A 24941-nucleotide genomic window follows, 5' to 3' on the forward strand; every position below is an offset into this window, starting at 1 on the left:
GGTGGTTGAGCCGGCAACGACCACCTCCCTCCCCTCTTCCGCTCCTGCGAGGCATCGTCATGACCGAAGCAAGAATCCGCGGGCGCCGCCTGGGCGTGCTGCTCGTGCTGTGCGGCGCGATCTTCCTGGAAGGCATCGACGTCGCGATGCTGAACGTCGCCCTGCCCTCCATACGCGCCGATCTCGGGCTCGAAACCGGCGCACTCCAGTGGGTGATGAGTGCCTACGTCCTCGGCTACGGCGGCTTCATGCTGCTGGGCGGCCGCGCCGCCGACCTGTTCGGGCGCCGGCAGATGTTCATCGGCTGGCTCACCGTCTTCCTCCTCTTCTCCGGCCTCGGCGGACTCGCCACCGAGGGGTGGCAGCTGATCGCCGCCCGGTTCGTCACCGGGGTCGCGGCGGCCTTCATGACCCCGGCCGGCCTGTCGATCATCACCACCGGCTTCGACGAGGGCCCGCAGCGGGACAAGGCGCTGCTCGTCTACTCGGGCACCGCGGCCGGCGGGTTCTCCATCGGCCTGGTCGCCGGCGGGCTGCTGACCTCGATCGGCTGGCGCTGGGTGTTCTTCGCCCCGGTCGCCTTGGCCGCGCTGATCCTGCTGGGTGCGCTGGCCCTCGTACCGAAGTCGCCGCGGCCCCGGCGGGCGTCCGGGCAGCGGCTGGACCTGGCCGGCGGGCTGCTGGTCACCGCGGCCGTGGTGCTGCTGGTGCTGGGCGTCGAGCGGGCCGCGCACGCCGGGGCCGGGTGGACGGCTGCCACGGTGGGGGCGGGGCTGGTGCTGCTGGGGGTGTTCGCCGCGGTCGAGCGGCGGGCGGCCGAGCCGCTGGTCCGTCTCGGGATCCTGCGCTCGGGGCCGCTGCGGCGGGCCAACGCCGCAGGGCTGCTGTTCGCGGGCGCCTTCTTCGGCTTCCAGTTCCTGGTGGTGCTCTACCTCCAGGAACTGCGGGGCTGGTCGACGCTCCAGACGAGCTTCGCGATGATCGTGATCGGGATCGACGCGGTGCTCTCGCCGACGGTGGTGCCGAAGCTGGTCGCCCGGTTCGGCAACGGCCGGCTGATCTTCGGCGGGCTGCTGCTGGCGGCGCTGGCGTACGGGCTCTTCCTGCCGCTGGGCGCCGACTGGACGTACCTGGCGATGCTGCCGGGCCTGGTCCTGCTGGGGCTCGCCTTCGCGCTGGTCTACGGGCCGCTGACCATCGTGGCCACCGAGGGCGTGGCGGAGGCGGAGCAGGGGCTCGCGGGCGGGCTGCTCTACACGGCCTTCCAGTTCGGGGCGGCGCTCGGCCTGTCGGCGGTGACGGCGGTGACGACGTCCTTCGCGGTCCCGCTGGACGGGTACCGGGCCGCGCTGCTGATCCCCTTCGCGGCGGCGCTGGTGGCGGCGGCCGTCAGCCTGCCGGGGCTCCGGCGGACGGGCGCGGGCCGGGTGGTGTCCGGGGCGGGCGCCGAGTCCGCTTCCGCTTCCGCTTCCGGCTCCCCGGCCCCGGCCTCTGCCCCGGCTCCCGCCGCGCCTACGCGCGGGTGAAGGACGCGTAGGCCTCGCGCAGCCGGGCCCAGCGGGTGTCCGTCCAGGCGGACCAGTCCGCCGGCCGCCCGGCCATCGCGGATTCCAGCAGTTCGAAGTGCTCGTGCCAGCCGGCCAGGCAGTCGAGGCGGACCTGCTCCGGCCCGCCGCGCTCGTTGACGAACCGGATCACCGTCGAGTCGGTCCCGACCGCCTCCAGGTGGAAGCGGATCCGCCCGTGCTCGCTGACCGTGTACTCCGCGACCCGCTCCACGTCCCAGGCGGTGACCCGCCCGGTCGCCACGGTGCCGGTGTTCAGCCAGCGCAGGGTGACCGCCCCGCCGAGCCTGCGCTCCAGGACGTCCGCCGCGGCCAGCCAGCCGCGCAGCCCGTCCTGCGTGGTCAGGGCGGGCCAGAGGTCCGCGTAGGCGCAGGGCAGGTGGAGCTCGAAGCGCAGCAGCCACTGGTCCTCGCCGCGGCGCTCGCTGGTGGCATGGCTCACGAGGGACATGCCACCAGCGTCCCACTCCCGCCGGTCAGACGCCCGCGTACGAGTGCTTGCCGCTGAGCAGGATGTTCACGCCGTAGTAGTTCCAGATCCAGCAGGCGAAGGCGAAGAGCGCGAGGTACGCGGCCTTGCGGCCCTTCCAGCCGGCGGTGGCGCGGGCGTGCAGGTAGCAGGCGTACGCCACCCAGGTCACGAAGGACCAGACCTCCTTGGGGTCCCAGCCCCAGTACCGGCCCCAGGCGTCGCCCGCCCAGATCGCGCCCGCGATGATCGTGAAGGTCCACAGCGGGAAGACGGCCGCGTTGATGCGGTAGGAGAACTTGTCGAGCGAGGCCGCCGAGGGCATCCGCTCCAGGACGGACGAGGCGAACCGCCCCGGCTTCCCGCCGCCTGCGAGCTTGCCCTCGTAGGCGTCGCGGAACAGGTAGAGGACCGTGCCGGCCGCGCCCAGGTAGAAGACGGCTCCGCAGAAGATCGCGGTGGAGACGTGGATCCACAGCCAGTACGAGTGCAGGGCCGGGACCAGCTGGTCGCTGTCGGTGTAGAGCCAGGTGACGGCGATGCCGAGGTCCAGCAGGACGGTGGTGACCAGGATCAGGCCCATCCAGCGGACGTTCTTCTTCAGGGCGAGCAGCACCAGGTACGCGCCGACGGCCACCGTGGAGAAGGTGATCGAGAACTCGTACATGTTGCCCCAGGGGGCCCGCTGCACCGACATCGCGCGGGCGACGACTCCGGCCGCCTCGACGAGGAAGGCGAGCGCGGTCAGCGAGATCGCGATCCGCCCGTACAGGTCGCCCTGCACGGTGCCGCCGGCGGCGCCGGGGCCGTCCGGCACGTCGCGGGTGCCGGCGGCGGAGCGGGTGACGACCTTCGGCTGGTCGAGGACGGCGGTGCTGCCGCCCTTGCCGCGGACCTGCACGGCGGGGGCGGTGGCCCCGGCCTCCCCGGCGCCGGTCAGCGCGGCGGCCGTACGGGCCACCTTGCTGCGGCTGCCGAAGGTCCACTCGGCGATGTGCGCGAAGAAGGCGAGCGTGTAGACCGCCATCGACGAATAGATCAGGTAGTTGCTGATCTCAGCCAGATTCTCGTTGGCTGCGGCTGCGAGCGGCGTCATCCGCGCTCTCCTTCAGGGGTTTCTTCGACACGTGGTTCGGCCATTGCGGCAGGCGCGGACGGCGCCTGCCGGTGCAGCGTGGCGGCGAGGTCCGCCAGCTCCTGCGGCAGCCTGGTGGACTCGCTGCGGCCCAGGCCCGCCATCTCGACGACGGTCACGCCGTCCTTGCCGGTCACCGCGCGGACCCAGATCCGGCGGCGCTGGATGAACAGCGATCCGGCCAGGCCCGCGATGGCGGCGATCGCGCCCGCGAGGGCGAGGCCGCTGCCCGGCTGGTGGGTGACGGAGAAGGTGGCCCACCGCTCGATGCCCTCGAACTTCACGCTGCCCGCGCCGTTGGGCAGGGTCATCGTGTCGCCGAGCGAGAGCTTCTGCTTGAACACCTCGCCGGACTCGTCCTTGAAGGACTGCATCTTGTCCGTCTTGAGCACGTACACGTTCTGCGGCAGGCCCGAGTCCACGCCGAGGCTGCCGTGCCAGGCGTTGAGCATGAGGCGCGGCTGGAGCGCGGCCGGGAACTGCGAGAACATCGTGCCGTGGCCGTCGCCGGCGTACGTCGGCACGAAGACGGCGGTGAAGCCGAGCTGCTCCGTCTTGCCGTCCTTGTCCTTGTAGCCGTCGGTGACCTTGACGGCGCCGACGGAGGTGAGGTTGGCGTCCTGCGGGAGCATCGGCACGGCGTCCTTGAAGATCACCTTGCCGGTGGGGTCGGTCACCGAGAGGATCGGCGCGTAGCCGTGGCCGAGCAGGTAGACCTTGGAGCCGTCGACTTCGAGGGGCTCGTTGACCTGGATCTCGCGCTTCTGCGGCGTGCCGTCGGCGCCGTCGGAGAAGGTGATGTGCGCCTTGAAGTCGCGCGGGGTGCCCCGCTGCGGTCCGCTCATCTCGTACGTCGCGTCGAACCGGTCCAGCGTGAAGCTGAACGGCGGCAGGTCGTCGGGGTTGAAGAGCGTGCCGGGCTTGAAGTCGTCGTACTGGGTGAGCGTGTTCGAGAAGCCGGTGCCGCGCAGGACCAGCTTGCCGCCCTCGGACTTGAAGTACTGGCCCCAGGCGAAGGCCACCAGCATCACGATCAGCGAGACGTGGAAGATCAGGTTCCCGGCCTCGCGGAGGTAGCCCTTCTCCGCCGCGACGTGGCCCTCGCCGCGCTCGGTGCGGAAGCGGGCCCCGCCGAGCATCGTCTTCGCGTGCGCGAGGACCTCGTCCGGGGTCTTCTCGGTGCGCCAGGTGGTGTGGGCGGGAAGCCGGTCCAGCCGCCTGGGGGCGGCCGGCGGGCGGCCGCGGAGCTGGCCGACGAACTGCCAGGAGCGCGGCACGATGCAGCCGATCAGCGAGATGAACAGCAGCAGGTAGATCGCGGAGAACCACACCGAGCTGTAGACGTCGAAGAGCTGGAGCTTCTCGGCGACGGTCACCCAGTCCGCGTTGGCCTCCTTCCAGGAGGCCACCTTCATCGCGTCGACGTTGGTCTGCGGGATCAGGGAGCCGGGGATGGCGCCCAGCGACAGCAGGAAGAGCAGGATCAGCGCCACCCGCATGGAGGTGAGCTGCCGCCAGAACCAGCGGACCCAGCCGATCACGCCGATGCCGACGGCCGGCCCGGTGGGGCTGTCCTCCAGCGGGGCGGTGGAGAGCTGGGCACCGGCCGCGGCCTCGGACGCGTCCGTGGCTGCGTCCGTGGCTGCGTCCGTGGACGCATCCGTGGACGCCTCGGTGGATGCCTCGGTGGATGCCTTGTCAGTCGTACTCATGTCCGTGTAGTCCTCAGATCCCCACCGTGAAGCTTTGGGTCCAGCTCTGCATGTCGCTGACGATGCTGGCCCACATTCCTGTGACGAGCAGCAGACCGGTCAGGATCAGCATGCCTCCGCCGATGCGCATCACCCATGCATAGTGCTTCTTCACCCAGCCGAATGCCCCGAGCGCCTTGCGGAAGGCGATCGCGGTGAGCACGAACGGCAGACCGAGTCCGAGGCAGTAGGCGACGGTCAGCAGCGCGCCCCGGCCGGCGCTCGCCTGGTCGAGGGAGAGCGTGGTGACGGCCGCGAGGGTCGGGCCCATGCAGGGGGTCCAGCCGACGCCGAAGAGCACGCCGAGCAGCGGGGCGCCGACCAGGCCTGCCGTCGGCTTCTTGTGGAAGCGGAACTCCCGCATCGTCAGGCCCGGGATCGCGCCCATGAAGAAGAGGCCGAGAACGATCACCAGGCCGCCCAGGACCCGGGAGATGATCTCGTTGTTCTCCCGGAGGGTCTCGCCGAAGTAGCCGAAGAGCGCGCCGGTGGAGACGAAGACCGCGGTGAAGCCGGCGATGAACAGCAGCGCGCCCGCCAGCATCCGCCCGCGCCGGGCCTCGGCGAGGTCGGCGCCGCTGACGCCGGTCACGTAGGAGAGGTAGCCGGGGACCAGCGGGAGCACGCAGGGCGAGAAGAAGGAGACCAGCCCGGCGAGGACCGAGATGGGCAGCGCCAGCAGCAGCGCCCCGTTCAGGACGGTGGTGTTCACGCCGGTCGCCTCGGCCGCGAGTACGTACTCGACCACGAGGTCACTGCTCCGCGAGGATCGGGTCGATCATCGAGCGCAAGTGGTCCTCGCCCACCGGGGCCAGGGTGCGGGCGGCGATCCTGCCCTCCTTGTCGATGATGATCGTGGAGGGGATCGCGTTCGGGTTGAGCGTGCCCTTGGGGAAGCGGAGCATCAGCTTCCCGGCGGGGTCGTACAGGCTCGGGTAGGTGATCCCGTACGTCTCCTCGAAGGCCTTCGCGTTCTGCGTGCTGGTGTCGCGGGTGTTGATGCCGACGAAGGCGACGTCCTTGCCGGCGTCGGCCAGTTCCTTGGAGACCTTCGCGAAGCTGGGGGCCTCGCCGCGGCACGGCGGGCACCAGGAGCCCCAGACGTTGAGGACGACGACCTTGCCCTTGAGGGTGGTGGTGTCGAGGGTCTCGCCGTCGAGGGTCTCGCCGTCGAGCTTCGGGGCCTCGTCCCGCTCCCCCTTGGCCACCCGGGAGATGCCGCTGGGGCCCGTGACGTAGTTGCCGCCGGAGCTGCTGGACTTGCTGCCGCCGTCCGACCCTCCGCAGGACGTCAGCGTCATGACGCCCGCGGCGGTCGCCGCGGTCAGCAGGAGGGCGCGGCCGCTGATCGAGCGGCGACGGGGGGCGCGGCTAAGGCTCATGTGAAAAGTTTCGCATGAGCAATTCGCGGATCTACCGCGCCCCCCGCGGGGATGTCAATGCCCTGGTCAGGCGATGGCCGGGCCGCGACCGTGACGATCAGGCCGCGGCAAGGTACGTGTTCCAGCCGCCGGCCGGTGCCTGGCCGGGGGCGAGACCGCGCAGCCTGGCGAGCACCTTGGGGTCCTGTACGTCCAGCCAGTCGGTGAACTGCCGGAAGGATACGAGCCGTACATCCCTTTTGTCCGCCATGCCCTTGAGTGCCTCCTCGACGGCGTCCATGTAGATGCCGCCGTTCCACTCCTCGAAGTGGTTGCCGATGAAGAGCGGCGCGCGGTTGGTCTCGTAGGCCCGCCGGAAGCCGCCGAGGTAGGTGCCCGTGGCCTGGGTGCGCCAGCCCGGGTAGTTGGCGGGGACGCCCTTCGTGGTGTTCTTCGACTGGTTGGCGAGGATGTTGTAGTCCATCGACAGCACCTCGAAGGAGTGCCCGGGGAAGGGCAGGGACTGCAGCGGCAGGTCCCAGACGCCCGACCTGCGCGCCGGCCAGACCTGGAGGCCGCCGGGCGAGCTGGAGTCGTAGCGCCAGCCCAGCCGCTGGGCGGTCGGCAGCAGGGCGTCCCGGCCGAGGAGGCAGGGGGTCCGGGCGCCGGTCAGTTCCTTGCGGTAGTCGAAGGGCAGCGGGTCGAGGTCGGTGAAACCGGTGTTCGTGCGCCAGTTGGTGACGAACGACACGGCCTGGTCGATCTCGCTCTGCCAGTCGGCCGGGGTCCACCTGCCCACGGAGCCGGAGCCCGCGCAGAAGTGGCCGTTGAAGTGCGTGCCTATCTCGTGCCCGTCGAGCCAGGCCTCGCGGACGCACCCGAGGGTGGCGCGGACGTTCTCGTCCTTGAGGTAGCCGATGTCCGAGGCCCCGACGGGGTTGTTCGGCGGGTGGTAGAGGGCCCGCTTCGACTCGGGCAGCAGATAGATGCCGGAGAGGAAGAAGGTCATGGCCGCGCCGTGGCCCCTGGCCAGCTTGAGGAAGCGCGGGAAGAGGCCGTTGCCGATCTCCCCCGCGCCGTCCCAGCTGAAGACGACGAACTGCGGCGGGGTCTCGCCCGGCTGGAGCGGCACGGGCCGGGCCGGCTGGTTCGGCTGCGGGCCGGTGTCGGCGGTGGAGCCGTCACCGATGGCCCGGGGCGCCGGCTTCTCGCCGGGCCTGGGGTTCTTGATCGGCCCGGGGGCGCCGGGCTCGGTCTTGCCGGGTGAGCCGCAGCCCGCGATCCCCACCACGGCGGCGGCCCCAAGACCGAGCCCGAGCACTCCCCTTCGACTGAAGTCACGCATGTCACCGTCACCGTCCCCGTCGTTACCCGCAAGCCCTCGCCAAATCCCACATAAACGGATAATTTGACGGGCTGTGCAGCACTGGAACGGTGATTCCCGGCGCAACTTGTATTTATTTAGGTAAAGACGTAACGGTTCGTAACAGAGTGTCGATCAAGGGGTAAAAGGAGGTGCCGGGCCGGCGGACGGGCCGGCGGACTCACGGGCCGTCAGGCACCGAACGCCTTGGACGCACCCTTCACCGGCTTCGCCCCGGCCAGGAGGTGCGCCGGGACCAGGTCCCGGGCCGGCTCGCTGTAGCCCACCGACACCAGCTTGTCGCCCTGGAACGTGAAGGACGTCAGCGAGGCGAGCGTGCACTGGCGGCGGCGCGGGTCGTGCCACAGCCGGCGCTTCTCCGCGAAGCTCCGCACGATCCAGATCGGCAGCTGGTGGCTGACCGCCACCGCCTCGTGGCCGCGGGCCGCATCGCGCGCGGCCTCCACCGCGCTCATCATCCGGACCACCTGCTCGACGTACGGCTCGCCCCAGGACGGCTTGAACGGGTTCGTCAGGTGCTTCCAGTTGCCGGGCTTGCGCAGCGCGCCGTCGCCGACGCCGAAGGTCTTGCCCTCGAAGACGTTCTCCGCCTCCAGCAGCCGCGCGTCGGTCGCCAGGTCCAGACCGTGTGCCTTGGCGATCGGCTCCGCCGTCTCCTGCGCCCGCTCCAGCGGGGAGGACACCACGTAGGAGATGTCCCGGCCCTTGAGGTGCTCGGCGACCCGGTCCGCCATCTGCCGGCCCAGCTCGGAGAGGTGGTAGCCCTCGCGGCGCCCGTACAGGACCCCGTCCGGGTTGTGCACCTCGCCGTGGCGCACCAGGTGCACGACGGTGATCTCGCTGCTGCTCACGCGGTGGCCTCCGCGGCGGCTCGGGCGGCGGCGGGCAGGGCCGCCGCGATGCGCTCGATCGCCTTCTCGTCGTGGGCGGTGGACACGAACCAGGACTCGAACGCCGACGGCGGCAGGTAGACGCCCTGCGCCAGCATCGAGTGGAAGAAACCGTTGAAGCGGAAGCTCTCCTGCTTCTTGGCGTCGTCGTAGTTGCGCACCTCGTCCTCGGTGAAGAAGACGGAGAACATGTTGGACGCGGTCTGCAGCCGGTGCGCCACGCCCTCCTTGGCGAGCGCGCCCGTGACCAGACCCTGGATCTCCTTCGAGACCGCGTCGACCTTCTCGTACGCGGCCTGGTCCAGCAGCCGCAGCTGCGCGAGGCCGGCGGCGGTGGCGATCGGGTTACCGGAGAGCGTGCCGGCCTGGTAGACGGGCCCGGCGGGCGCGAGGTGGCCCATGACGTCGGCGCGGCCGCCGAACGCGGCGGCGGGGAAGCCACCGCCCATGACCTTGCCGAAGGTCATCAGGTCCGGCTTGACCCCGTCGACCCCGTACCAGCCGGCGCGGGAGGTCCGGAAACCGGTCATGACCTCGTCGGAGATGTAGAGCGCGCCGTTCTCGCGGCAGAGGTCCGCGAGCCCCTGGTTGAAGCCCTCGGCGGGGGTCACGACGCCCATGTTGCCGGGCGCGGCCTCGGTGATCACACAGGCGATCTCGCCCGGGTGCGCGGCGAAGGCCGCCCGCACCGCCTCGAGGTCGTTGTAGGGGAGCACGATCGTGTCGCCGGCCTGCGCACCCGTCACGCCGGGCGTGTCCGGCAGCGCGAAGGTCGCGAGCCCGGAACCGGCGGCGGCCAGCAGCGCGTCCACGTGACCGTGGTAGCACCCGGCGAACTTCACGACCTTGGCGCGGCCGGTGAAGCCCCGCGCCAGCCGGATCGCCGACATGGTGGCCTCCGTCCCGGACGAGACGAGCCTCACCTGCTCGACGGGCTCGATCCGCGCGACGATCTCCTCGCCCAGCAACACCTCGCCCTCGCCGGGCGTGCCGAAGGACGTGCCGCGGGCGACGGCCGCCTGGACGGCCTCGATCACCTCGGGGTGCGCGTGGCCGAGGATCATCGGTCCCCACGAGCACACGAGGTCGACGTACTCGCGACCGTCGGCATCGGTCAGGTACGGACCGGTACCGGACACCATGAACCGGGGCGTACCGCCCACGGCGCGGAAGGCGCGCACGGGAGAGTTCACGCCGCCGGGGGTCACGAGGGAGGCGCGCTCGAAGAGCGTCTGCGAAACTGGGGCTTCATACGGGTACGGGTAGCTCACACGAGCCATGGTCTCAGAGGCCGCGACAGACTTGCGGACGGGCGTTTCACCGCGTCGCCGCGGGGGAGGTCACTGCCATGATGATCAGGCTGCGTGGCGGGGGCCGCGGGGCCGGGGCAAGCAAGACCAGTCGGGTGGAGATATGCAACGCGGTGGTGGACCGGGCGAGGGTACGGACGGCCTCGATCCGCAGCGCGCCCGCGAAGCCCGCGAGGCCCGCCGCCGGGGCAAGCACCGCCGCCGGGCCACGGAGGCGGCGGACGCCGTCCCGGAGCCCACGTCGCCGTCGGGCGACCTGCCCAAGGGTCGCGGTATGGGAGTGACGTACAAATACTTCGGCGCCCCCGACGGCGCCACGGCCGCCCGGGTCCCGGTCACGATGCGGCCGGAGGAGCTCGGCGGCGACGAGCTCGGCATGGGCGGCCTCTTCACCAAGATCAAGCCGGAGACGGTGGCCGCGATGGTCCTGACCGGCATCGAGGGCATACCTCTGCACAAGGTGCCCCCGCTGGAGCTGGTCGTGCTCCACCCCGACTACGCCGTGGTCAAGCTCCCGATGACGGTGGTCGACCCGCTGCGCGGAATCGGCGAGGAATCGGTGGGCGCGGCCGCCTTCATCTGGTCCACGGTCCCGGACCGCGGCGGCCCGAGCGACGCCTTCAACGTCTACCAGCTGCTCCACGAATGGCAGGATTTCAGCCACCGTCTCCACGAGGCGGGCCACCAGCCGTACTGCCTGGTCTGGCCCTGACCCGTCCCTTCCTCTCCTCACCCGTGGGCCGTCCTGACGGGGTCCGGGCGCGTCGCGTCACCCGTCCGCCGCGCTTTCCCGGCCGAGGCGATGCAGAGCGTCACGGTGCGTGTCAGCGTGTTCCGGGAGGAATCCGTACCCCACGCACCAAAAGGAGTGACCGTCATGGACGGTAAGCAGGACAAGCACCAGGAGCCGGGCAAGGGCCGCGAGGCACAGAGTCACCAGCGCCCCGGAGACCCCGCGCACCCCCAGCCGGGCAAGCCGTCCCGCGAGCAGGCACAGAAGCAAGGCGGGACACAGGGCGGGAAGGAGACCACGCGCCGCCGCGAGGACGACCTGCTGCGCGAAGAGGACCTGCACGACGAGAACCTCTGACCAGCGCACCACTCACTGCCCCGCATACCCAGAGCCCGGCCGGTCCACAGTCACCCCGGCCGGGCTCTGTCACGTCCCGCCCGAAGCCGGACGGCACGACGGACTCGCACGGGCGGGCGACACAGGACGTCCTCGGACGTCACGTCACTCACATAGAGCATTTTTTCTGATTTGCGGCCTATTCCTGTGAAATATGCGTGACTCCGCCTATCTGACGGCGTATCACTACCTCGGGCAGGGAGTCGTTCTCGGTCCCCGCTCACGGGGAGCCTGTGCGCCGGCGCGGGCAGGGGGACTTGCAGCCCTGAGTCGCCATCGTCGCGGGAGCTCGGGATCCTCCTTCGGGAGGTCCGGGACCCGAAGCAACAAGAAAGGTCCTGCAATGGCATTGGATGTCATCCGGTCGGCTCCACCCGACGCAAGCCCTCAACGCAATCTGCTCAAACGGGGAGCCTTTGCACTGCTCCCCGCAGCGCTCATGGCGTCGGCCGCCCTGATCCCGACCCTCGCCCACGCCGCAGAAGCCCCCGTGTTGCTGGGGACCACCGCCAGTTACGGGGTCCTGGCCGGTTCGACGGTCACCAACACGAACCCCACCGTCATCAACGGCGACCTGGGGCTCTATCCGGGCACATCGGTGACCGGCTTCCCGCCCGGCATCGTCAACGGAGTGATCCGCGTAGCCCCCAACGCCGCCGCCGCTCAGGCGAAGTCCGACCTCGTCGTCGCCTACGACGACGCGGCAGGCCGGGGGCCCGGGACCATTCTCGCTTCGGACGAGATCGGCGGACTGACGCTGGCGCCCGGCGTCTACACGGCCCCGGCGACCCCGCCGTCCCTGCAACTCACCGGGACGGTCACCCTCGACGGCGAGGGCGACCCCAACTCCGTCTTCATCTTCCGGATCCCCTCGACCCTGACCACGGCTTCGTCGAGTTCCGTGGAATTCATCAACGGAGCAAATGCCTGCAACGTGTTCTGGCAGGTGGGCAGCTCCGCCACCCTCGGCACGACCACCCAGTTCAAGGGCACCATCCTGGCCATGCAGTCCATCACGCTGAACAACAGCGCCGTGATCGAAGGCCGCGCCCTGGCGCGTGAGGCCGCGGTCACGATGGACAACAACACCATTACGGTGCCGACCTGCGCCGCCGGCCCGCCCGGACCTCCCGGACCGACCGGGTCTCCCGGACCGACGGGATCGCCTGGCCCGACGGGTGAGCCCGGCCCCACCGGCTCCCCCGGCCCGACCGGCGCACCCGGCCCGAGCGGCAGCCCCGGAGCCCCCGGCCCGAGCGGCAGCCCCGGCGCTCCCGGAGCCCCCGGTCCTGACGGCAGCCCTGGTGCCCCCGGCCCGAGCGGCAGCCCCGGAGCCCCCGGAGCCCCCGGCCCCGACGGCAGCCCTGGTGCCCCCGGCCCGAGCGGCAGCCCCGGAGCCCCCGGAGCCCCCGGCCCTGACGGCAGCCCTGGTGCCCCCGGCCCGAGCGGCAGCCCCGGAGCCCCCGGAGCCCCGGGTCCTGACGGCAGCCCCGGTGCCCCCGGCCCGACGGGCGCTCCCGGCCCCGTCGGTTCCGCAGGACCCGCCGGACCCGCCGGACCTGCCGGCCCCGCCGGACCTGCCGGACCTGCCGGACCCGCCGGACCCGCAGGGCCCAAGGGGCCTCAAGGCGACAAGGGCGAAAAGGGTGACTCCGGCGATCACGACCACGGTCACGGTCACGACGACGAGGGCGAGCACGGTCGCGACGACGACCACGGCAAGCCCGGCCACGGTCACCACGACCACGACCACGGCAAGCCCGGCCACGGCCACGAGGGCCCTGAGGGCCCCGACCAGGGCAAGCCCCCGTGGGCCGACTTCCTGCCCGGCGGCCTCGACGATGCTCTGGGTCAATTCGCTCCCGGCCACACCGCCAAGAGCGTCAACTTCGCCCACGTGAGCGCCGCCACCGGCCAACAGCCGAAGGCGGCGACGCCGGCCCTCGCCACGACCGGCACGACCGGCACGACCGACTCGGGCAGCGAGGCCGGCATCGCGGCCGCCACTGCAGCCGCACTGGCATTCATCGGCGGCTCGGCCTTCTTCGCCATGAAGAGGACCCGGCGAGGTGCGGCAACCCGACAGGACTAGCCCGTCGCAACCGTGACCGTCTCCCGCCCCTCCCGCCCCTCCCGCCCTCTCCCGTCACCGACAGCGACGTACTCGTAGGCGGCAGGGACTGAAAGCTCGATCAAGCGAAGAGGGACATCCGGTCCGCCGTTCGGCGGCTGAGCCCCTGGACACGCCGTCCAGGGGCTCAGGCGTCTGGTCGCAACTCCGTGCCCGCGTACGCCTTGCCGGCTTCCTCGATGAAATTCCGGGTCATGTCCGGGCTCAGCGCCCGGGCCTGCATGTGCGCATACATGTCGCGGTAACGCCGCACGTCGGATCGTTTCTCCAGATAGAGGTCGCTGGTGAACCTCTCCTGATAGACCACGCTCGCATCGGTGGCGTCGGCGAACTCGAGCAGCGAGAACTGTCCCGAGACACCCGGGTGCGCACCCGCGTCGTGGGGGAGAATCTGAAGGGTGATGTGCGGCCGTGCGCCGAGGCCGGTCAGATGGTCCAGCTGCTCGCGCATGACCTCGCGGCTGCCCACGACGCGCCGCAACGCCGATTCGTCCAGCACGGCCCATAAGCGCAGCGGGTTGCCCGGGGCGCACAGCCGGTCCTGGCGCCGCGGCCGCACCTGGAGGCGTGTGGCGGCCTGTTCGGCAGTGGCGTGAGGGATCGTTCCTGCGATGACCGCCCGCGCATAGGCGGGGGTTTGCAGCAGGCCGGGGATCACCAGGGGGGCGTGGAACCGGATCGCGGCCGCCTCGGCCTCCAGGCCGATGTAGGCGCCGTACGAGATGTCGTCGTAGGCGTTCCACCAGCCCTGCCGGCCCGATTCCCCGGCCAGCTGCATCAGATGGTCAACTCGCCGCTGATCCCGGACTCCGTACAGCCCGCAGAGATCGCGCACATCGCGCGGCTTGATGAGGCGGCGACCGTTCTCCATCAGACTGATCTTGGGCTGGGAGATCAGCAGGCGCGCCGCCACCTGCTGCGTCGTCATGCCGCTGCTCTCCCGGAGCCGACGCAGCTCCGACCCAGTCGCCGTCTGCTGACGGTGGGATTGACCGTGCCACCCACTGGGCGTGTACCTCCGCTTCACAAACCTTGCGCCGGCGAGCAGATTGCCACGGCCAGGGCCGCCCGATCGGCCTTGACCCTCGTGTCATACACGGTGATTCGCGCCGGACGCAGAGCGGGTTTCCGCCGGATCGGGCTGCCGGGTCGGCGACGCCGTCGTCCTCGGGTTCTGGTGTGGTGGCGACGAGGAGCCGAGCGGCCCGCGTCATGGTGTCGGCGCGGACGGCGCGGACCGTGCGGCCGTACCGCATCGCAGGTCGGCACCGGTGCCGGTGGCTGCGGCGACGTGCGCGAGCCCCGTCGTTTCACGGTACTCCCGCCGCCCGCGCCGCCGCCCTCCGCACCGCACCCGTCCGCTGCCCGCCGGAAAATGCCTGGTCACGCCAGTCATAGTCGGCCGAACAGGCGTACAGTCAAAGCACCGGGAGTATTTCGCACACCCGCTTTCACGCGGGTGTCATTTCCGGCGATCGCCAGAAACCGGGCTGCCGACGGGCATTCCGGGGGCAGGTCCACACCATGACCACCACCCTCGACCGGACCGGGCCCCGCGACCTCGCCGCGACCCTCCCGGCTCGTGTTTCCCTCACGCCGAAGACCACCCTCGCCGGCCGGCTGGACGGGGCCTGGTGGCCCTGCTCCCGCGACCTCGAAGCCGAGCTTCCCGCGCTCGCCGCCGCCTTGGTGGAACCCTGGGGCCGCATCACCCGCGTCACGGTGAACCCCACCCGCTGGCCCGTGGTCCCGCACAAGGTTGCCGTGGACGGGCGCACGCTGCATGTGGGCTGGTTCGCCGAGCAGCACCCCGACCAGCTGATCCTGCTCTCCTTCACGGTGGGCCGCTGGGACCTCCTCGTCATCCCGCCCGAGACCGCGCCCGCCGCCGCGGCCCGCCTGATGGCCGCCGCGTCGATCCCGGGCAGCGTCCTCACCGCCGGCGCCCTGATGGCCAACGAAGCCGTCATCGGGCGTGGCATCCGCGACGCCGTGCGCCGGGAGGCCATCTGGGAGGGCGAGGGCGGGGCGTGCATGACCCCCTTCGGGGACGTGATGGGACGAAGCGCGCTCCCGCAGCCCGGAAACGGCTGGAGGTGAGCTCCGTGGAGACCCTCGTCCTCCTCGCGGTGATCATCCTCGCGATCGGCATCGGAATGCGCTGGATCCACCTGCTCAACGCCCAGCACGACGCGCGGATCACCGCCTACCGCTTCAGCGACCCCCTGCCGAGACCACCCGGTCTGCCGGACGACACCGGTCGTCGAGCCCACCGCAGAGGTGCCGACCGGTGAGGAACAGAGACCTTCCTCCGACCGGGGGCAGCGGGCGGGGCGCCACGGCGCCCCCACCCGCCGTCTCCACACCCACTCCGAAAGGGAACACGCCTACGTGAAGTACATCGAGACCCAGACCCTGCCATCGCTCGGGCACGCCGAGGTACGGATCATCGCGCACACGCCCGAAGCCGCCCGCGCGGTCGCGGAAGCCCTGCGCGGCTGCTTCGCCGGAGCGGAACAGCGCAGCTACCCCGGCCTCGACGGCGACACCCGCCTCCACCTCACCGTGGACACCGCAACACCCGCCGGCCCCGCCCGCCCCTGGCTGGCCGCCAGCCTGGCCCCCGCCGGCGCCCACTCCGACGAGACCTGAGAGCCCCGACGGACCCGGAAGCCCACCCCCGCAACAGACAAGGACGCGGTCATGGCCACACTGCGCGAACGCAAGACCTACCGCGATCAGGTGCTCCGGGTCCTGTACGAAGCCGTCGAAGGCAACCGCCTCCTCGGCGTCACCGGGGCGCAGCTGAGGCGCGACCTCCACGTACCGGAACAGGACCTGGCCGCCGCCTGCACCTACCTCGCGGGCGAGGGCCTGATCACCGTCGACTGGGAACCGGGCAACACGCCCGCGATGGTCACCCTCACCCACGAGGGAATCCGGCGCATGGAGGCCGAGGAGGAAGAGCGCGGCTGAAGAGGGCCGGGCGGCAATTCCAGCCTCGCCGGCGATTGTGGCGCGGGGTCCAATTCAGCCCCGCCAGCATTTGAGGCGCGGGGCCTGGGCCGGAGCCCCAATCCAGCCCCGCCGGCATTTGAGGCGCGGGGCCTGGGCCGGAGCCCCAATCCAGCCCCGCCGGCATTTGAGGCGCGGGGCCTGGGCCGGAGCCCCAATCCAGCCCCGCCGGCATTTGAGGCGCGGGGCCGGAGCCCCAATCCAGCCCCGCCGGCGTTTGAGGCGCGGGAGTCTGGGGCGGAGCCCCAGGAAACCCGGCGCCCGCCGCGCCGACGTAGCGTGGCCCGATGGAGACACGCGTACGCCTGGAGCCCTGGAGCGACGGCGACTTCTGGCTGCTGGAGCGCAAGAACGAGCCCGTCATGACCGCACACCTGGGCGGCCCCGAGCCCGCCGGGAAGCTCGCCGACCGGCAGCGGCGGTACGAGGCCATGAGCGCGCGGGAGCCGGCCGCCGGGCGGATGTTCCGGGTCGTGTGGGAGGCCCAGGCCCCCGACGGGTCCGACGGGTCCGACGGGTCCGACGGGTCCGACGCGAGCGTGGGATCCGTCGGCTTCTGGGAGCGGGAGTGGCAGGGCCGGCCGGTCTACGAGGCCGGCTGGGGCGTCCTGCCCGAGTTCCAGGGGCGGGGGCTGGCCGTGGCCGCACTGACGGAGCTGCTGTCCTACGTGCGCGCCCACGGCTCCCGCGACAGCGTCCACGCCTTCCCGGGCACCGACCACCCGGCGTCCAACGCGGTCTGCCGGCGCGCCGGCTTCGAGTGCCTCGGGGAAGTCGACTTCGAGTACCCGCCCGGGGTGTCCCACCCGAGCTTCGACTGGCGCTACCGCGTGGACACCGTGCGGCACGGCGGGGTCACGCCGTCAGGATGATGCGGCCGCGGACCCCCGGCGTCCCGAGGTGGGCGTGCGCCTTCGCGGCCTCGCCGAGGGGGAAGGTCTGCGAGACGCGCAGGGTGAGCGCGCCCGCGTCGACCAGGGACACCAGACGGGCCAGGTGCGCCCCGTCCGCCTCGACCTCCTGCTCCTCGACCCGGATGCCGCGCTCCGCCGCCGGGGCGTGGTGCGGGATCAGGCCGACGTAGACCCCGCCGTCACGGACGAAGGCCAGCGCGGCCTCCCCCAGGACGGCCGCGTCCAGGACCCCGTCCACCGGCCCGGCCGGAGCCGCGCCGCGCGGGACGAAGCCGGTCGCGCCCAGCGAGCGTACGAAGGCCTCGTCCTGCTCGCCCGCCAGGGCCGTCACCACCAGCCCGGCCCGCACCGCGAGCTGGACCGCGAGCCCGCCGACCACCCCCGCGGCCCCGGTGATCAGCACCGAGGAGCCGGGTGCCAGCCCCAGCAGGTCCACCGCGCGCCCGGCGGTCAGCCCGCCGAGCGGGAGCCCCGCCGCGGCCACGGCGTCCACGGTCGTCGGCGCGGCCGCGACGGCCGTGGCGTCGAGCACCACGTACTCGGCGTGCGTGCCCAGCGGCTTCACCATCCCGTGGTGCAGCCCCACCACCCGGTCGCCGCGGCTCCAGCCGGTCACGTCCGCGCCGACCGCGTCGATCTCCCCGGCCACCTCCCAGCCGAGGCCGATCCGCTGCCCGGCGCCGCCGAAGACGCCGCCGCGGACCGCGCCGTCGACCGGGTTGACCCCGGCGGCCCGGACCCGGACCCGCACCTGGCCCGCCGCCGGGCGGGGCACCAGGACCTCGGCCAGCTCGACCTGCTCCGGGCCGCCGAACTCCGTCACCACGGCCGCCAGCATCGTCATCGTCTGCGTCTGCTCGCTCATCGCACTTCTCCCGTTCGTTCGCTCAATCGCTGTATCGCGCGTTCGCTCGTTCGCTCGTTCGCGATGAGTACTAACCTAGGGAGAGGTACTCTCTTTTCGTAAGTACGCACTCGGGAGTGCGTACCCGACCCGGAAGTGGGGCACCCATGGCCACCAGCACCGCCTCGGCGCGCCGCGAAGAAGCCCGGCTCGCCTACGACGCCTTCCTCAAGGAATGCCCCACCGGACAGCTCCTGGCCCGGATCAGCGACAAGTGGGTCGGCCTCATCGTCAGCGCCCTAGGCCAGGCCGAAGACCGCTCCATGCGCTACAGCGACCTCGGCCGCAAGATCCCCGGCGTCAGCCAGAAGATGCTCACCCAGACCCTCCGCTCCCTGGAACGCGACGGCCTCGTCACCCGCACCGTCACCCCCACCGTCCCCGTCCGCGTCGACTACCGGCTCACCGACCTCGGCAGCAGCCTCGGCGGCCTCCTGTCCTCCGTGAAACTGTGGGCCGAGAACCACTTCGACGAGGTCAGCACCCATCGCGACACCTTCGACCAAGCCACCACGACCTCGTAAAATCGGCCGCGACGACCGCCCCGGCAATGGCATGCTGACAAGGTGAACGGACCCGGCATTCAGCTCACCCTCGCCCCCGAACTACGCCTCTTCGCCCCGCCCAGCCGGCGCGCCGAACGCGTACCGACCCCGACCGACGGCGCCTCCAGCCTCGGCCACGTCGTCGAATCGGCCGGCGTCCCGCTCACCGAAGTCGGCCGCCTGCTCGTCGACGGCCACGAGGTGCCCGTCTCCTACGTGCCCCAAGACGGCCAGAGCGTCGAGGTGTTCGGCGTCGACCGGCCCCAACAGGTGCCCGGCGCCCCGCTCCGCTTCCTCCTCGACGTCCACCTCGGCACCCTCGCCCGCCGCCTGCGCCTGCTCGGCGTCGACGCCGCCTACGAGAACGAGGACATCGGCGACCCCGCCCTCGCCACCCGCTCCGCCACAGAACAGCGCGTCCTGCTCTCCCGCGACCGCGGCCTGCTGCGCCGCCGCGAACTGTTCGCCGGCGCGTACGTCTACAGCGACAACCCCGACGAGCAACTGCGCGACGTCCTCAGCAGGTTCGCCCCGGCCCTCGCGCCGTGGACCCGCTGCACCGCCTGCAACGGCCCGCTCCACGAAGCCGACAAGGACAGCGTCGGCGACCGCCTGGAACACGGCACGCACCGCTCCTACGACGTGTTCGCGCAGTGCGCCGCATGCGAGCGCGTCTACTGGCGCGGCGCCCACCACGCCCGCCTGGAACGCATCGTCGACGAGGCCCTCGTCGAATTCGGCACGGCCTGACGGGCCGGGCAGACCGGGCCTGCCGGCCAGACCGGGCCTGCCGGACAACCGGCCCGGCCCGGCCCGGCCGGACACCCCTAGAAGGCGTAGCCGTCGCCCGTGTCCAGGGCCAGGACGACGTGCTCGTTGTTCGTGTGGTTCCGGTCCGTCGCACCGCCGTTCCACCACGTGTCCACCCGCACCACCACCTCCGACGCCCGCTCCCGCAGCCCCAGCGCCAGCCCGATGTGCCGGCCCCGCCCGTGCAGCGGCAGCGGCCCCGTCTCGCACACCACCTCGCGCAGACCGGCCCGCGCGCAGCCGCCCGCCAGCTCCTGCCGGTCCGCCAGGTCGGCCGACAGCCGCACCCGCACCGTCGCGTTCGGCAGCGCGGCCGGCCCGTCGTTCTCCGGGACCAGCCAGATCCGCAGCTGCTCCCCGGACAGGTACACCCGGCCGTGGTACGCCACATCGGCCTCCGGCCCGGCACCCGCCGACACCCAGGCCGACGCCGACGCCCACGCCGATCCCGACGCCCCCGCGGGCGTACCCATGCCGAGCGCCAGCAACCCCGCCACCACCACACTCCGTACGGCACCACGGCGCACCGCCACCACCTCCTCGCGTCTTCGCGCGGAGGCTAACCACCGACACCCCCGACCGGTCGGACCATCACACGAACGAGGGCGCGCCCACCCCCATCTGCGCTGCGTACCTTTGAGCCATGCTGATCGCCCGCTCCGCCGCCCTCTTCTCCCTCGCCGCCCTCCTGGAGATCGGCGGCGCCTGGCTCGTCTGGCAGGGCGTCCGCGAGCACAAGGGGTGGGCCTGGATCGGCGCCGGGGTCATCGCCCTCGGCCTCTACGGCTTCGTCGCCACCCTCCAGCCCCAAGGCGACTTCGCCCGCGTCCTCGCCGCCTACGGCGGAGTCTTCGTCGCCGGGTCCCTCGCCTGGGGCGTCGTCGCCGACGGCTACCGCCCCGACCGCTGGGACGTCGCCGGCGCCCTCGTCTGCCTCGCCGGAATGGCCGTGATCATGTACGCCCCGCGAGGCCGCTGAGCCACGCCTATGCTGGCGGGTAATCGCCCGTACGAACGACCGAACGACCGAGGAGCCCGCACATGAGCACGGCCGCCCCCCGAACCGCCGTAGTCACCGGCGCGAGCAGCGGCATCGGCGCGGCCACCGCCCGGCAGCTCGCCGCAGCCGGCTACCACGTCGTCCTCACCGCCCGCCGCAAGGACCGCATCGAGGCCCTCGCCGCCGAGATCACCGAGGCCGGCCACTCCGCCGCCGCCCACGCCCTCGACGTCACCGACCGCGCCGCCGTCGACGCCCTCGCGGCCTCCCTCGACCGCTGCGACGTGCTCGTCAACAACGCGGGCGGCGCCCTCGGGGCCGAGCCCGTCGCCACCGGCGACCCCGCCGACTGGCGCACGATGTACGAGGTCAACGTCATCGGCACGCTCCACGTCACCCAGGCCCTGCTCCCCGCCCTCACCGCCTCCGGCGACGGCACGGTCGTGGTCCTCTCCTCCACCGCCGGCCACTCCACGTACGAGGGCGGCGCCGGCTACGTCGCCGCCAAGAACGGCGCCCGCGTCCTCGCAGAGACCCTCCGCCTGGAGATCGTCGGCCAGCCCGTACGCGTCATCGAGATCGCCCCGGGCATGGTCAAGACCGAGGAGTTCGCGAAGACCCGGTTCCGCGGCGACGCGGAGAAGGCGGAGAAGGTCTACGCGGGCGTCGCGGAGCCCCTGTCCGCCGACGACGTCGCCGACACCATCACCTGGGCGGTGACCCGCCCCAGCCACGTCAACATCGACCTCCTGGTGGTCCGCCCCCGCGCCCAGGCCTCGAACACGAAGGTCCACCGCGAGCTCTAGAGCACCCCTGAGCTCCGCAGGTGCGGCATGAGGGCCGCCGGCTTCAGCCCGGCGGCCCTCGCCGCGTCCAGCGCCCGCCGCAGGTCCGCCGCCAGCGTCGGCGTGAAGTGCAGCAGCACGATGTCCCCGGACTTCAGCCGCGGCGTGGGCGGCGTCTCGCCCCAGGTGGTGAAGTCGTACGTCCACGTGACCAGCGCCTTCACCCCGCACGCCTTGGCCGCAAGCCTCACCTCGTCGTTCACCGCCCCGTACGGCGGCCGCAGCAGCTTCGGCGCCCGCCCGAAGGCCGCCTCGACCTGCTCCCCGGCCCCGCACACCTCGGCGTCCTTGCCGGCCGCGTCGAGCGTGGTCAGGTCCGGGTGGTTGACCGTGTGGTTCTCCACGGTGACCCGCCCCTGCCCGACGAGGCCGGTGAAGTACGCGGTGTCGTACGAGGCCGCCCCCGGCAGCAGGAACAGCGAGGCCGGCACCCGCTTCTCCCGCAGGATCCGGGCGGCTTCGGGATCGTGGTTCCAGCCGTCGTCGATCGTGATGAAGACGACCTTCTCCTGCGTCGGCACATGCGACACGACGGGCGGCAGCCCCACCCCCGCCTGCGCGGACCCGGCGCCCACGAGCACGACCGACAACGACGCGAACGCGGCAAGAAGCACGCGAGATCTCCCCATGCCGCACACCATGGTCTAGACCAACTCGACCCCTCAACCCTCTTGCCGCGAGCGGAAGTTGCCCTCGAACCCACCCCTCGGGCCCGTACGGGTGAATCCACGCGAAATGTCGGCGGCCGCGGCTACGCTCCGAAAGCGTGAGTCACGAAAAGGAGGAAGCTATGGCCGTGATACAGCACGAGACCACGATCGCGGAGGCCGCCGATCGACTCTCCAGGGAGCTTCCCGGGCACCGAGTGGAGATTCTCCAGGGGAGGCTCACCGTGACACCACCTGCCGACGGGCGGCACGCCCGGACCCTGACCCGGCTCACCGTGGCCTTCCACGAGGCGGGGGCCGAACAGGCGGGCCTGGAATTCCTCCAGGGCATCGGCATCTGGCTGCCCACCGGCGAGGACGACTACGCCATCCCGGACTTCTCGCTCGTCGAGGCGGACTTCCTGGATCACAAGGTCGTGAAGAACTGCTACCGGCACGACGTCTTCCGCCTGATCCTGGAGGTCACTTCCTCGAACTGGGCGGACGACACCGGTACCAAGGTGGAGAGTTACGCCAAGGCCGACGTCCCGGTCTACGTCATCGCCGATCGACACCACGACGAAGTCGTGATCTACACGGATCCTCGCGGCACGGCCTACCACATGCGCAGAACCTTCAAGCGCGGCATGACGCTCACCCTTCCCGACCACCTCGGGGTGAACATCGAGCTCTCGGTGGACATGCTTCTGGACTGAGCGTGCGCAATGCGGAGGGGCCCGGACCGATCGGTCCGGGCCCCTCCGCTCCCCCGACAACTGCGCCCGGGCCTCAGCCCTTGATGCAGATGACCTGCTTGAGCTTGGCCACGACCTGCACGAGGTCGGTCTGCTGGTCGATGACCTGCTCGATCGACTTGTACGCGCCCGGGATCTCGTCCACGACGCCGGAGTCCTTGCGGCACTCCACGCCCTTGGTCTGCTCCGCCAGGTCACGCGCCGAGAACTTCTTCTTCGCCGCCGTACGGCTCATCTTCCGGCCCGCGCCGTGCGAGGCCGAGTTGAAGGACTTCTCGTTGCCGAGGCCCTTCACGATGTACGAGCCCGTGCCCATCGAGCCCGGGATGATCCCGTAGTCACCGCTGCCGGCGCGGATCGCGCCCTTGCGGGTGACCAGCAGGTCCATGCCGTCGTACCGCTCCTCCGCCACGTAGTTGTGGTGGCAGCTGATCTCCTGCTCGAAGGAGACCTTTGCCTTCCGGAACTCTTTCCGGAACACCTCCTTGAACAGGCTCATCATCACGGCACGGTTGTACTTCGCGTACTCCTGAGCCCAGAAGAGATCGTTGCGGTACGCCTCCATCTCCGGCGTAGCCGCAAGGAAGACCGCAAGGTCCCGGTCCACGAGGCCCTGGTTGTGCGAGAGCCCTCGGGCCACGTCGATGTGGAAGGCGGCCAGCTCGTTACCGATGTTCCGTGACCCCGAATGCAGCATGAGCCACACCGAACCGGACATATCGATACAAACTTCGCAAAAGTGATTCCCCTGGCCAAGGCTTCCCAATTGCCGCATAGCCCGGTCACGCCGGAACTTCACCGCATCCGTGACGTAGTCGAAGCGCTCCCACAGGTCCCCGAAGCCCGCCTCCGTGAATCCGTACAGCCGCGCCGGGTCCACCGGCTCGCGGTGCATCCCCGCCCCCACCGGAATCGCCTGCTCGATCTTCGAGCGGAGCTTGGACAGGTCACCCGGCAGGTCGTTCGCCGTCAGGGAGGTCTTCACCGCCGACATGCCGCAGCCGATGTCCACGCCCACCGCCGCCGGGCAGACCGCGTCCTTCATGGCGATCACCGAGCCGACGGTGGCGCCCTTGCCGTAGTGGACGTCCGGCATGACGGCCAGGCCCTTGATCCACGGGAGGGTGGCGACGTTGCGGAGCTGCTGCATCGCGCCGTCCTCGACCGACGACGGGTCGGTCCACATCCGGATCGGGACCTTCGCCCCAGGTACCTCTACATACGACATACGGAATCAATCCCCCGAAAACAACAGAAAACTCGGAATGCGCAAAAAGCCTCGCTCTTGATCCCAAATACGACAGAGGACCGGCGCCGGCACCAGCGTGTGCGATAGACATTGTGTCCAGCCGCGCCCAGACAGCGGCAACGCATTTTCCTGATCCGCCGGGTGCCCGGCGGTCGAAGGGAGCCAGTGGACGTGCAGCGCAAGGCGGTACGGCGAGTCCTGCCAGGCATCGCGATGCTCGCCGCGCTCGCGGCCGGGGCGGCCGGCCTGACCGGGTGCACCGGCGGGAGCAGCGGCGGCAGCACCAGCGACGCGAAGGCCGGCGGCAGCTCCGCCGCGCCCGCCCAACCGGGGAAGTACCGCAGTCTGCCCGCGCCCTGCAAGGCCGGCGTCGACAGCAAGAAGCTCAAGGCCATGCTCCCGGCCGCGGAGGCCCTCACCCCCGAGCAGCGCGACCAGCTGTACGCCGGCGTCGCGGACGCCTCGTACGACAACGACCGGCACGTCGGCTGCCGCTGGACGGTGCAGACGCCCGAGGAGACGCGGCTGCTGGCGGTCCGCTTCGAGCGCGTGGTCTCGTACGACCGGGCCGCCACCAGCGACGACGACAAGGCCCGGCAGGTCTACGTCCGCCGGCTCACCGACGCGCACCTGCCCTTCCCCGGCCCGACCGCGAGCCCCACGCCCGCGGCTCCCCCGGCCGGCGCCCCGACGCCGGCCGCCGGCGCGCCGTCGCCGGGAGCACCGGCGCCCGGGGCGCCGTCGCCGGGAGCACCGGCGCCCGGGGCGCCGTCGCCGGGCGCGCCGTCCTCCGGCGCTCCGTCCGGCGGCGCGAGCCCGTCGGCTCCGGTCGAGCTCGGGTCCCGCGTCCTGGAGGGGCTCGGCAGCGAGTCCTTCCTGGAGGACAAGCTGAGTCCGGCGGGGGCCACCGCGGCGCAGGCGCGCACCGTGCGGATCGTGTTCCGTACCTCGAACGTCATCGTCACGGTCGAGTACAGCGTGCAGCCGTCGCTGCCCGGCGTGATCCCGCCGAGTACCGAAACCCAGGACAGGGCACGGCAGTTGGCGCAGGCTCTGGTCGAGCGTTTCAACGCGTGAGCGGTGCGCGCCGCAGCCGGAGGTGACGGCGCGCACAGCAGGCGGGCACCCGATC

27 protein-coding genes and 1 pseudogene are annotated in these 24941 nt (G+C 71.5%); 15 read left to right on the forward strand and 13 right to left on the reverse strand.

Annotated features, from left to right (window positions below):
- The first annotated feature begins 59 nt into the window (after positions 1-59).
- The gene (locus OG534_RS15455) at positions 60-1526 is read left to right on the forward strand and encodes an MFS transporter (RefSeq protein WP_326588640.1); all 1467 of its coding nucleotides are present in this window, start codon (positions 60-62) and stop codon (positions 1524-1526) included.
- Here OG534_RS15455 and OG534_RS15460 read toward each other — a convergent pair.
- The 8 genes from OG534_RS15460 to hemL form a co-directional block, all read right to left on the reverse strand.
- A complete protein-coding gene (locus OG534_RS15460; RefSeq protein ID WP_326588641.1) occupies positions 1513-2016 on the reverse strand; it encodes an SRPBCC domain-containing protein in 504 nt (167 codons plus the stop codon). The genes OG534_RS15455 and OG534_RS15460 overlap by 14 nt on opposite strands.
- 25 nt (positions 2017-2041) lie before the next feature.
- Positions 2042-3130 (reverse strand): c-type cytochrome biogenesis protein CcsB, encoded by a 1089-nt coding sequence (ccsB, locus tag OG534_RS15465; protein WP_326588642.1) that lies wholly within the window; start codon positions 3128-3130, stop codon positions 2042-2044.
- Complete coding sequence (resB, locus tag OG534_RS15470) at positions 3127-4881, reverse strand: cytochrome c biogenesis protein ResB (RefSeq protein WP_326588643.1); 1755 nt, start codon at positions 4879-4881, stop codon at positions 3127-3129. Before resB ends, ccsB begins: the two co-directional genes overlap by 4 nt.
- 13 nt (positions 4882-4894) lie before the next feature.
- Positions 4895-5668, reverse strand: a complete 774-nt coding sequence (locus OG534_RS15475; RefSeq protein ID WP_326588644.1) for a cytochrome c biogenesis CcdA family protein — start codon at positions 5666-5668, stop codon at positions 4895-4897.
- A gap of 4 nt (positions 5669-5672) precedes the next feature.
- The gene (locus tag OG534_RS15480; protein ID WP_326588645.1) at positions 5673-6302 is read right to left on the reverse strand and encodes a TlpA family protein disulfide reductase; all 630 of its coding nucleotides are present in this window, start codon (positions 6300-6302) and stop codon (positions 5673-5675) included.
- 97 nt (positions 6303-6399) lie between these two features.
- Positions 6400-7626, reverse strand: a complete 1227-nt coding sequence (locus OG534_RS15485; protein WP_326588646.1) for a hypothetical protein — start codon at positions 7624-7626, stop codon at positions 6400-6402.
- Between the two features lie 209 nt (positions 7627-7835).
- Positions 7836-8516: a histidine phosphatase family protein gene (locus OG534_RS15490; protein WP_326588647.1), complete on the reverse strand. Its 681-nt coding sequence runs from the start codon at positions 8514-8516 to the stop codon at positions 7836-7838.
- Positions 8513-9835, reverse strand: coding sequence for a glutamate-1-semialdehyde 2,1-aminomutase (gene hemL / locus OG534_RS15495; protein ID WP_326588648.1), 1323 nt, complete (start codon positions 9833-9835; stop codon positions 8513-8515). Before hemL ends, OG534_RS15490 begins: the two co-directional genes overlap by 4 nt.
- A 133-nt stretch (positions 9836-9968) precedes the next feature.
- On the opposite strand from hemL, the gene OG534_RS15500 reads away from it, so the two are divergent.
- The 3 genes from OG534_RS15500 (at position 9969) to OG534_RS15510 (ending at position 13086) form a co-directional block, all read left to right on the forward strand.
- Positions 9969-10577, forward strand: coding sequence for a hypothetical protein (locus tag OG534_RS15500; protein WP_326588649.1), 609 nt, complete (start codon positions 9969-9971; stop codon positions 10575-10577).
- Positions 10578-10742: 165 nt separating this feature from the next.
- The gene (locus tag OG534_RS15505) at positions 10743-10955 is read left to right on the forward strand and encodes a hypothetical protein (protein WP_326588650.1); all 213 of its coding nucleotides are present in this window, start codon (positions 10743-10745) and stop codon (positions 10953-10955) included.
- Positions 10956-11433: 478 nt separating this feature from the next.
- Positions 11434-13086: an ice-binding family protein gene (locus OG534_RS15510; protein ID WP_326588651.1), complete on the forward strand. Its 1653-nt coding sequence runs from the start codon at positions 11434-11436 to the stop codon at positions 13084-13086.
- A gap of 166 nt (positions 13087-13252) precedes the next feature.
- On the opposite strand, the pseudogene OG534_RS15515 reads toward OG534_RS15510, so the two are convergent.
- Positions 13253-14130: pseudogene (locus OG534_RS15515) on the reverse strand (helix-turn-helix domain-containing protein).
- Positions 14131-14649: 519 nt separating this feature from the next.
- On the opposite strand from OG534_RS15515, the gene OG534_RS15520 reads away from it, so the two are divergent.
- The 5 genes from OG534_RS15520 to OG534_RS15540 all read left to right on the forward strand — a co-directional run bounded on the left by OG534_RS15520 (position 14650) and on the right by OG534_RS15540 (position 17012).
- Positions 14650-15225 carry a DUF5994 family protein gene (locus OG534_RS15520; RefSeq protein WP_326588653.1) on the forward strand — a complete coding sequence of 192 codons (576 nt, stop codon included), beginning with the start codon at positions 14650-14652 and terminating at the stop codon, positions 15223-15225.
- A 5-nt stretch (positions 15226-15230) separates the two neighbouring features.
- Positions 15231-15419: a hypothetical protein gene (locus OG534_RS15525; RefSeq protein ID WP_326588654.1), complete on the forward strand. Its 189-nt coding sequence runs from the start codon at positions 15231-15233 to the stop codon at positions 15417-15419.
- Between the two features lie 97 nt (positions 15420-15516).
- Entirely contained in the window at positions 15517-15777 is a 261-nt protein-coding gene (locus tag OG534_RS15530) for a hypothetical protein (protein ID WP_326588655.1), read from the forward strand.
- Between the two features lie 51 nt (positions 15778-15828).
- On the forward strand, positions 15829-16101 hold the full coding sequence (locus OG534_RS15535; RefSeq protein WP_326588656.1) for a hypothetical protein: 273 nt from the start codon (positions 15829-15831) through the stop codon (positions 16099-16101).
- 326 nt (positions 16102-16427) lie between these two features.
- On the forward strand, positions 16428-17012 hold the full coding sequence (locus OG534_RS15540) for a GNAT family N-acetyltransferase (RefSeq protein ID WP_326588657.1): 585 nt from the start codon (positions 16428-16430) through the stop codon (positions 17010-17012).
- Here the strand turns inward: OG534_RS15540 and OG534_RS15545 are convergent.
- The gene (locus OG534_RS15545) at positions 16996-17892 is read right to left on the reverse strand and encodes an NADP-dependent oxidoreductase (protein WP_326593644.1); all 897 of its coding nucleotides are present in this window, start codon (positions 17890-17892) and stop codon (positions 16996-16998) included. The genes OG534_RS15540 and OG534_RS15545 overlap by 17 nt on opposite strands.
- Before the next feature lie 173 nt (positions 17893-18065).
- Here OG534_RS15545 and OG534_RS15550 point away from each other — a divergent pair, with 173 nt between their 5' ends.
- Complete coding sequence (locus tag OG534_RS15550; RefSeq protein WP_326588658.1) at positions 18066-18482, forward strand: winged helix-turn-helix transcriptional regulator; 417 nt, start codon at positions 18066-18068, stop codon at positions 18480-18482.
- A gap of 42 nt (positions 18483-18524) precedes the next feature.
- Positions 18525-19253 carry a Mut7-C RNAse domain-containing protein gene (locus OG534_RS15555; protein ID WP_326588659.1) on the forward strand — a complete coding sequence of 243 codons (729 nt, stop codon included), beginning with the start codon at positions 18525-18527 and terminating at the stop codon, positions 19251-19253.
- A 77-nt stretch (positions 19254-19330) separates the two neighbouring features.
- Here the strand turns inward: OG534_RS15555 and OG534_RS15560 are convergent, their stop codons facing one another.
- On the reverse strand, positions 19331-19840 hold the full coding sequence (locus OG534_RS15560; RefSeq protein ID WP_326588660.1) for a hypothetical protein: 510 nt from the start codon (positions 19838-19840) through the stop codon (positions 19331-19333).
- A gap of 116 nt (positions 19841-19956) precedes the next feature.
- On the opposite strand from OG534_RS15560, the gene OG534_RS15565 reads away from it, so the two are divergent.
- Entirely contained in the window at positions 19957-20292 is a 336-nt protein-coding gene (locus tag OG534_RS15565; RefSeq protein ID WP_326588661.1) for a YnfA family protein, read from the forward strand.
- A 62-nt stretch (positions 20293-20354) separates the two neighbouring features.
- Positions 20355-21119, forward strand: a complete 765-nt coding sequence (locus OG534_RS15570) for an SDR family oxidoreductase (protein ID WP_326588662.1) — start codon at positions 20355-20357, stop codon at positions 21117-21119.
- Here the strand turns inward: OG534_RS15570 and OG534_RS15575 are convergent.
- Positions 21116-21772, reverse strand: a complete 657-nt coding sequence (locus tag OG534_RS15575; RefSeq protein ID WP_326588663.1) for a polysaccharide deacetylase family protein — start codon at positions 21770-21772, stop codon at positions 21116-21118. The genes OG534_RS15570 and OG534_RS15575 overlap by 4 nt on opposite strands.
- Positions 21773-21948: 176 nt before the next feature.
- Here OG534_RS15575 and OG534_RS15580 point away from each other — a divergent pair, with 176 nt between their 5' ends.
- The gene (locus OG534_RS15580; RefSeq protein ID WP_326588664.1) at positions 21949-22521 is read left to right on the forward strand and encodes a Uma2 family endonuclease; all 573 of its coding nucleotides are present in this window, start codon (positions 21949-21951) and stop codon (positions 22519-22521) included.
- Positions 22522-22594: 73 nt separating this feature from the next.
- Here OG534_RS15580 and OG534_RS15585 read toward each other — a convergent pair whose 3' ends face one another.
- A complete protein-coding gene (locus OG534_RS15585; RefSeq protein WP_326588665.1) occupies positions 22595-23788 on the reverse strand; it encodes an RtcB family protein in 1194 nt (397 codons plus the stop codon).
- 192 nt (positions 23789-23980) lie between these two features.
- Between OG534_RS15585 and OG534_RS15590 the strand changes: the two genes are divergently transcribed.
- Positions 23981-24886 carry a DUF3558 domain-containing protein gene (locus OG534_RS15590; RefSeq protein WP_326588666.1) on the forward strand — a complete coding sequence of 302 codons (906 nt, stop codon included), beginning with the start codon at positions 23981-23983 and terminating at the stop codon, positions 24884-24886.
- Positions 24887-24941 lie beyond the last annotated feature (55 nt).

It is taken from the genome of Streptomyces sp. NBC_01294 (assembly GCF_035917235.1).
GTDB classification, from domain to species: Bacteria; Actinomycetota; Actinomycetes; order Streptomycetales; family Streptomycetaceae; genus Streptomyces; species Streptomyces caledonius.

Coding starts and splice junctions, on each gene's coding strand:
- OG534_RS15520 (WP_326588653.1), top strand. CDS start 14,650: ATGACCACCACCCTCGACCGGACCGGGCCCCGCGACCTCGCCGCGACC.
- OG534_RS15540 (WP_326588657.1), top strand. CDS start 16,428: ATGGAGACACGCGTACGCCTGGAGCCCTGGAGCGACGGCGACTTCTGG.
- OG534_RS15480 (WP_326588645.1), bottom strand. CDS start 6,302: ATGAGCCTTAGCCGCGCCCCCCGTCGCCGCTCGATCAGCGGCCGCGCC.
- OG534_RS15510 (WP_326588651.1), top strand. CDS start 11,434: ATGGCGTCGGCCGCCCTGATCCCGACCCTCGCCCACGCCGCAGAAGCC.
- ccsB (WP_326588642.1), bottom strand. CDS start 3,130: ATGACGCCGCTCGCAGCCGCAGCCAACGAGAATCTGGCTGAGATCAGC.
- OG534_RS15550 (WP_326588658.1), top strand. CDS start 18,066: ATGGCCACCAGCACCGCCTCGGCGCGCCGCGAAGAAGCCCGGCTCGCC.
- OG534_RS15570 (WP_326588662.1), top strand. CDS start 20,355: ATGAGCACGGCCGCCCCCCGAACCGCCGTAGTCACCGGCGCGAGCAGC.
- hemL (WP_326588648.1), bottom strand. CDS start 9,835: ATGGCTCGTGTGAGCTACCCGTACCCGTATGAAGCCCCAGTTTCGCAG.
- OG534_RS15565 (WP_326588661.1), top strand. CDS start 19,957: ATGCTGATCGCCCGCTCCGCCGCCCTCTTCTCCCTCGCCGCCCTCCTG.
- OG534_RS15580 (WP_326588664.1), top strand. CDS start 21,949: ATGGCCGTGATACAGCACGAGACCACGATCGCGGAGGCCGCCGATCGA.
- OG534_RS15535 (WP_326588656.1), top strand. CDS start 15,829: ATGGCCACACTGCGCGAACGCAAGACCTACCGCGATCAGGTGCTCCGG.
- resB (WP_326588643.1), bottom strand. CDS start 4,881: ATGAGTACGACTGACAAGGCATCCACCGAGGCATCCACCGAGGCGTCC.
- OG534_RS15585 (WP_326588665.1), bottom strand. CDS start 23,788: ATGTCGTATGTAGAGGTACCTGGGGCGAAGGTCCCGATCCGGATGTGG.
- OG534_RS15505 (WP_326588650.1), top strand. CDS start 10,743: ATGGACGGTAAGCAGGACAAGCACCAGGAGCCGGGCAAGGGCCGCGAG.
- OG534_RS15460 (WP_326588641.1), bottom strand. CDS start 2,016: ATGTCCCTCGTGAGCCATGCCACCAGCGAGCGCCGCGGCGAGGACCAG.
- OG534_RS15485 (WP_326588646.1), bottom strand. CDS start 7,626: ATGCGTGACTTCAGTCGAAGGGGAGTGCTCGGGCTCGGTCTTGGGGCC.
- OG534_RS15500 (WP_326588649.1), top strand. CDS start 9,969: ATGCAACGCGGTGGTGGACCGGGCGAGGGTACGGACGGCCTCGATCCG.
- OG534_RS15455 (WP_326588640.1), top strand. CDS start 60: ATGACCGAAGCAAGAATCCGCGGGCGCCGCCTGGGCGTGCTGCTCGTG.
- OG534_RS15545 (WP_326593644.1), bottom strand. CDS start 17,892: ATGCTGGCGGCCGTGGTGACGGAGTTCGGCGGCCCGGAGCAGGTCGAG.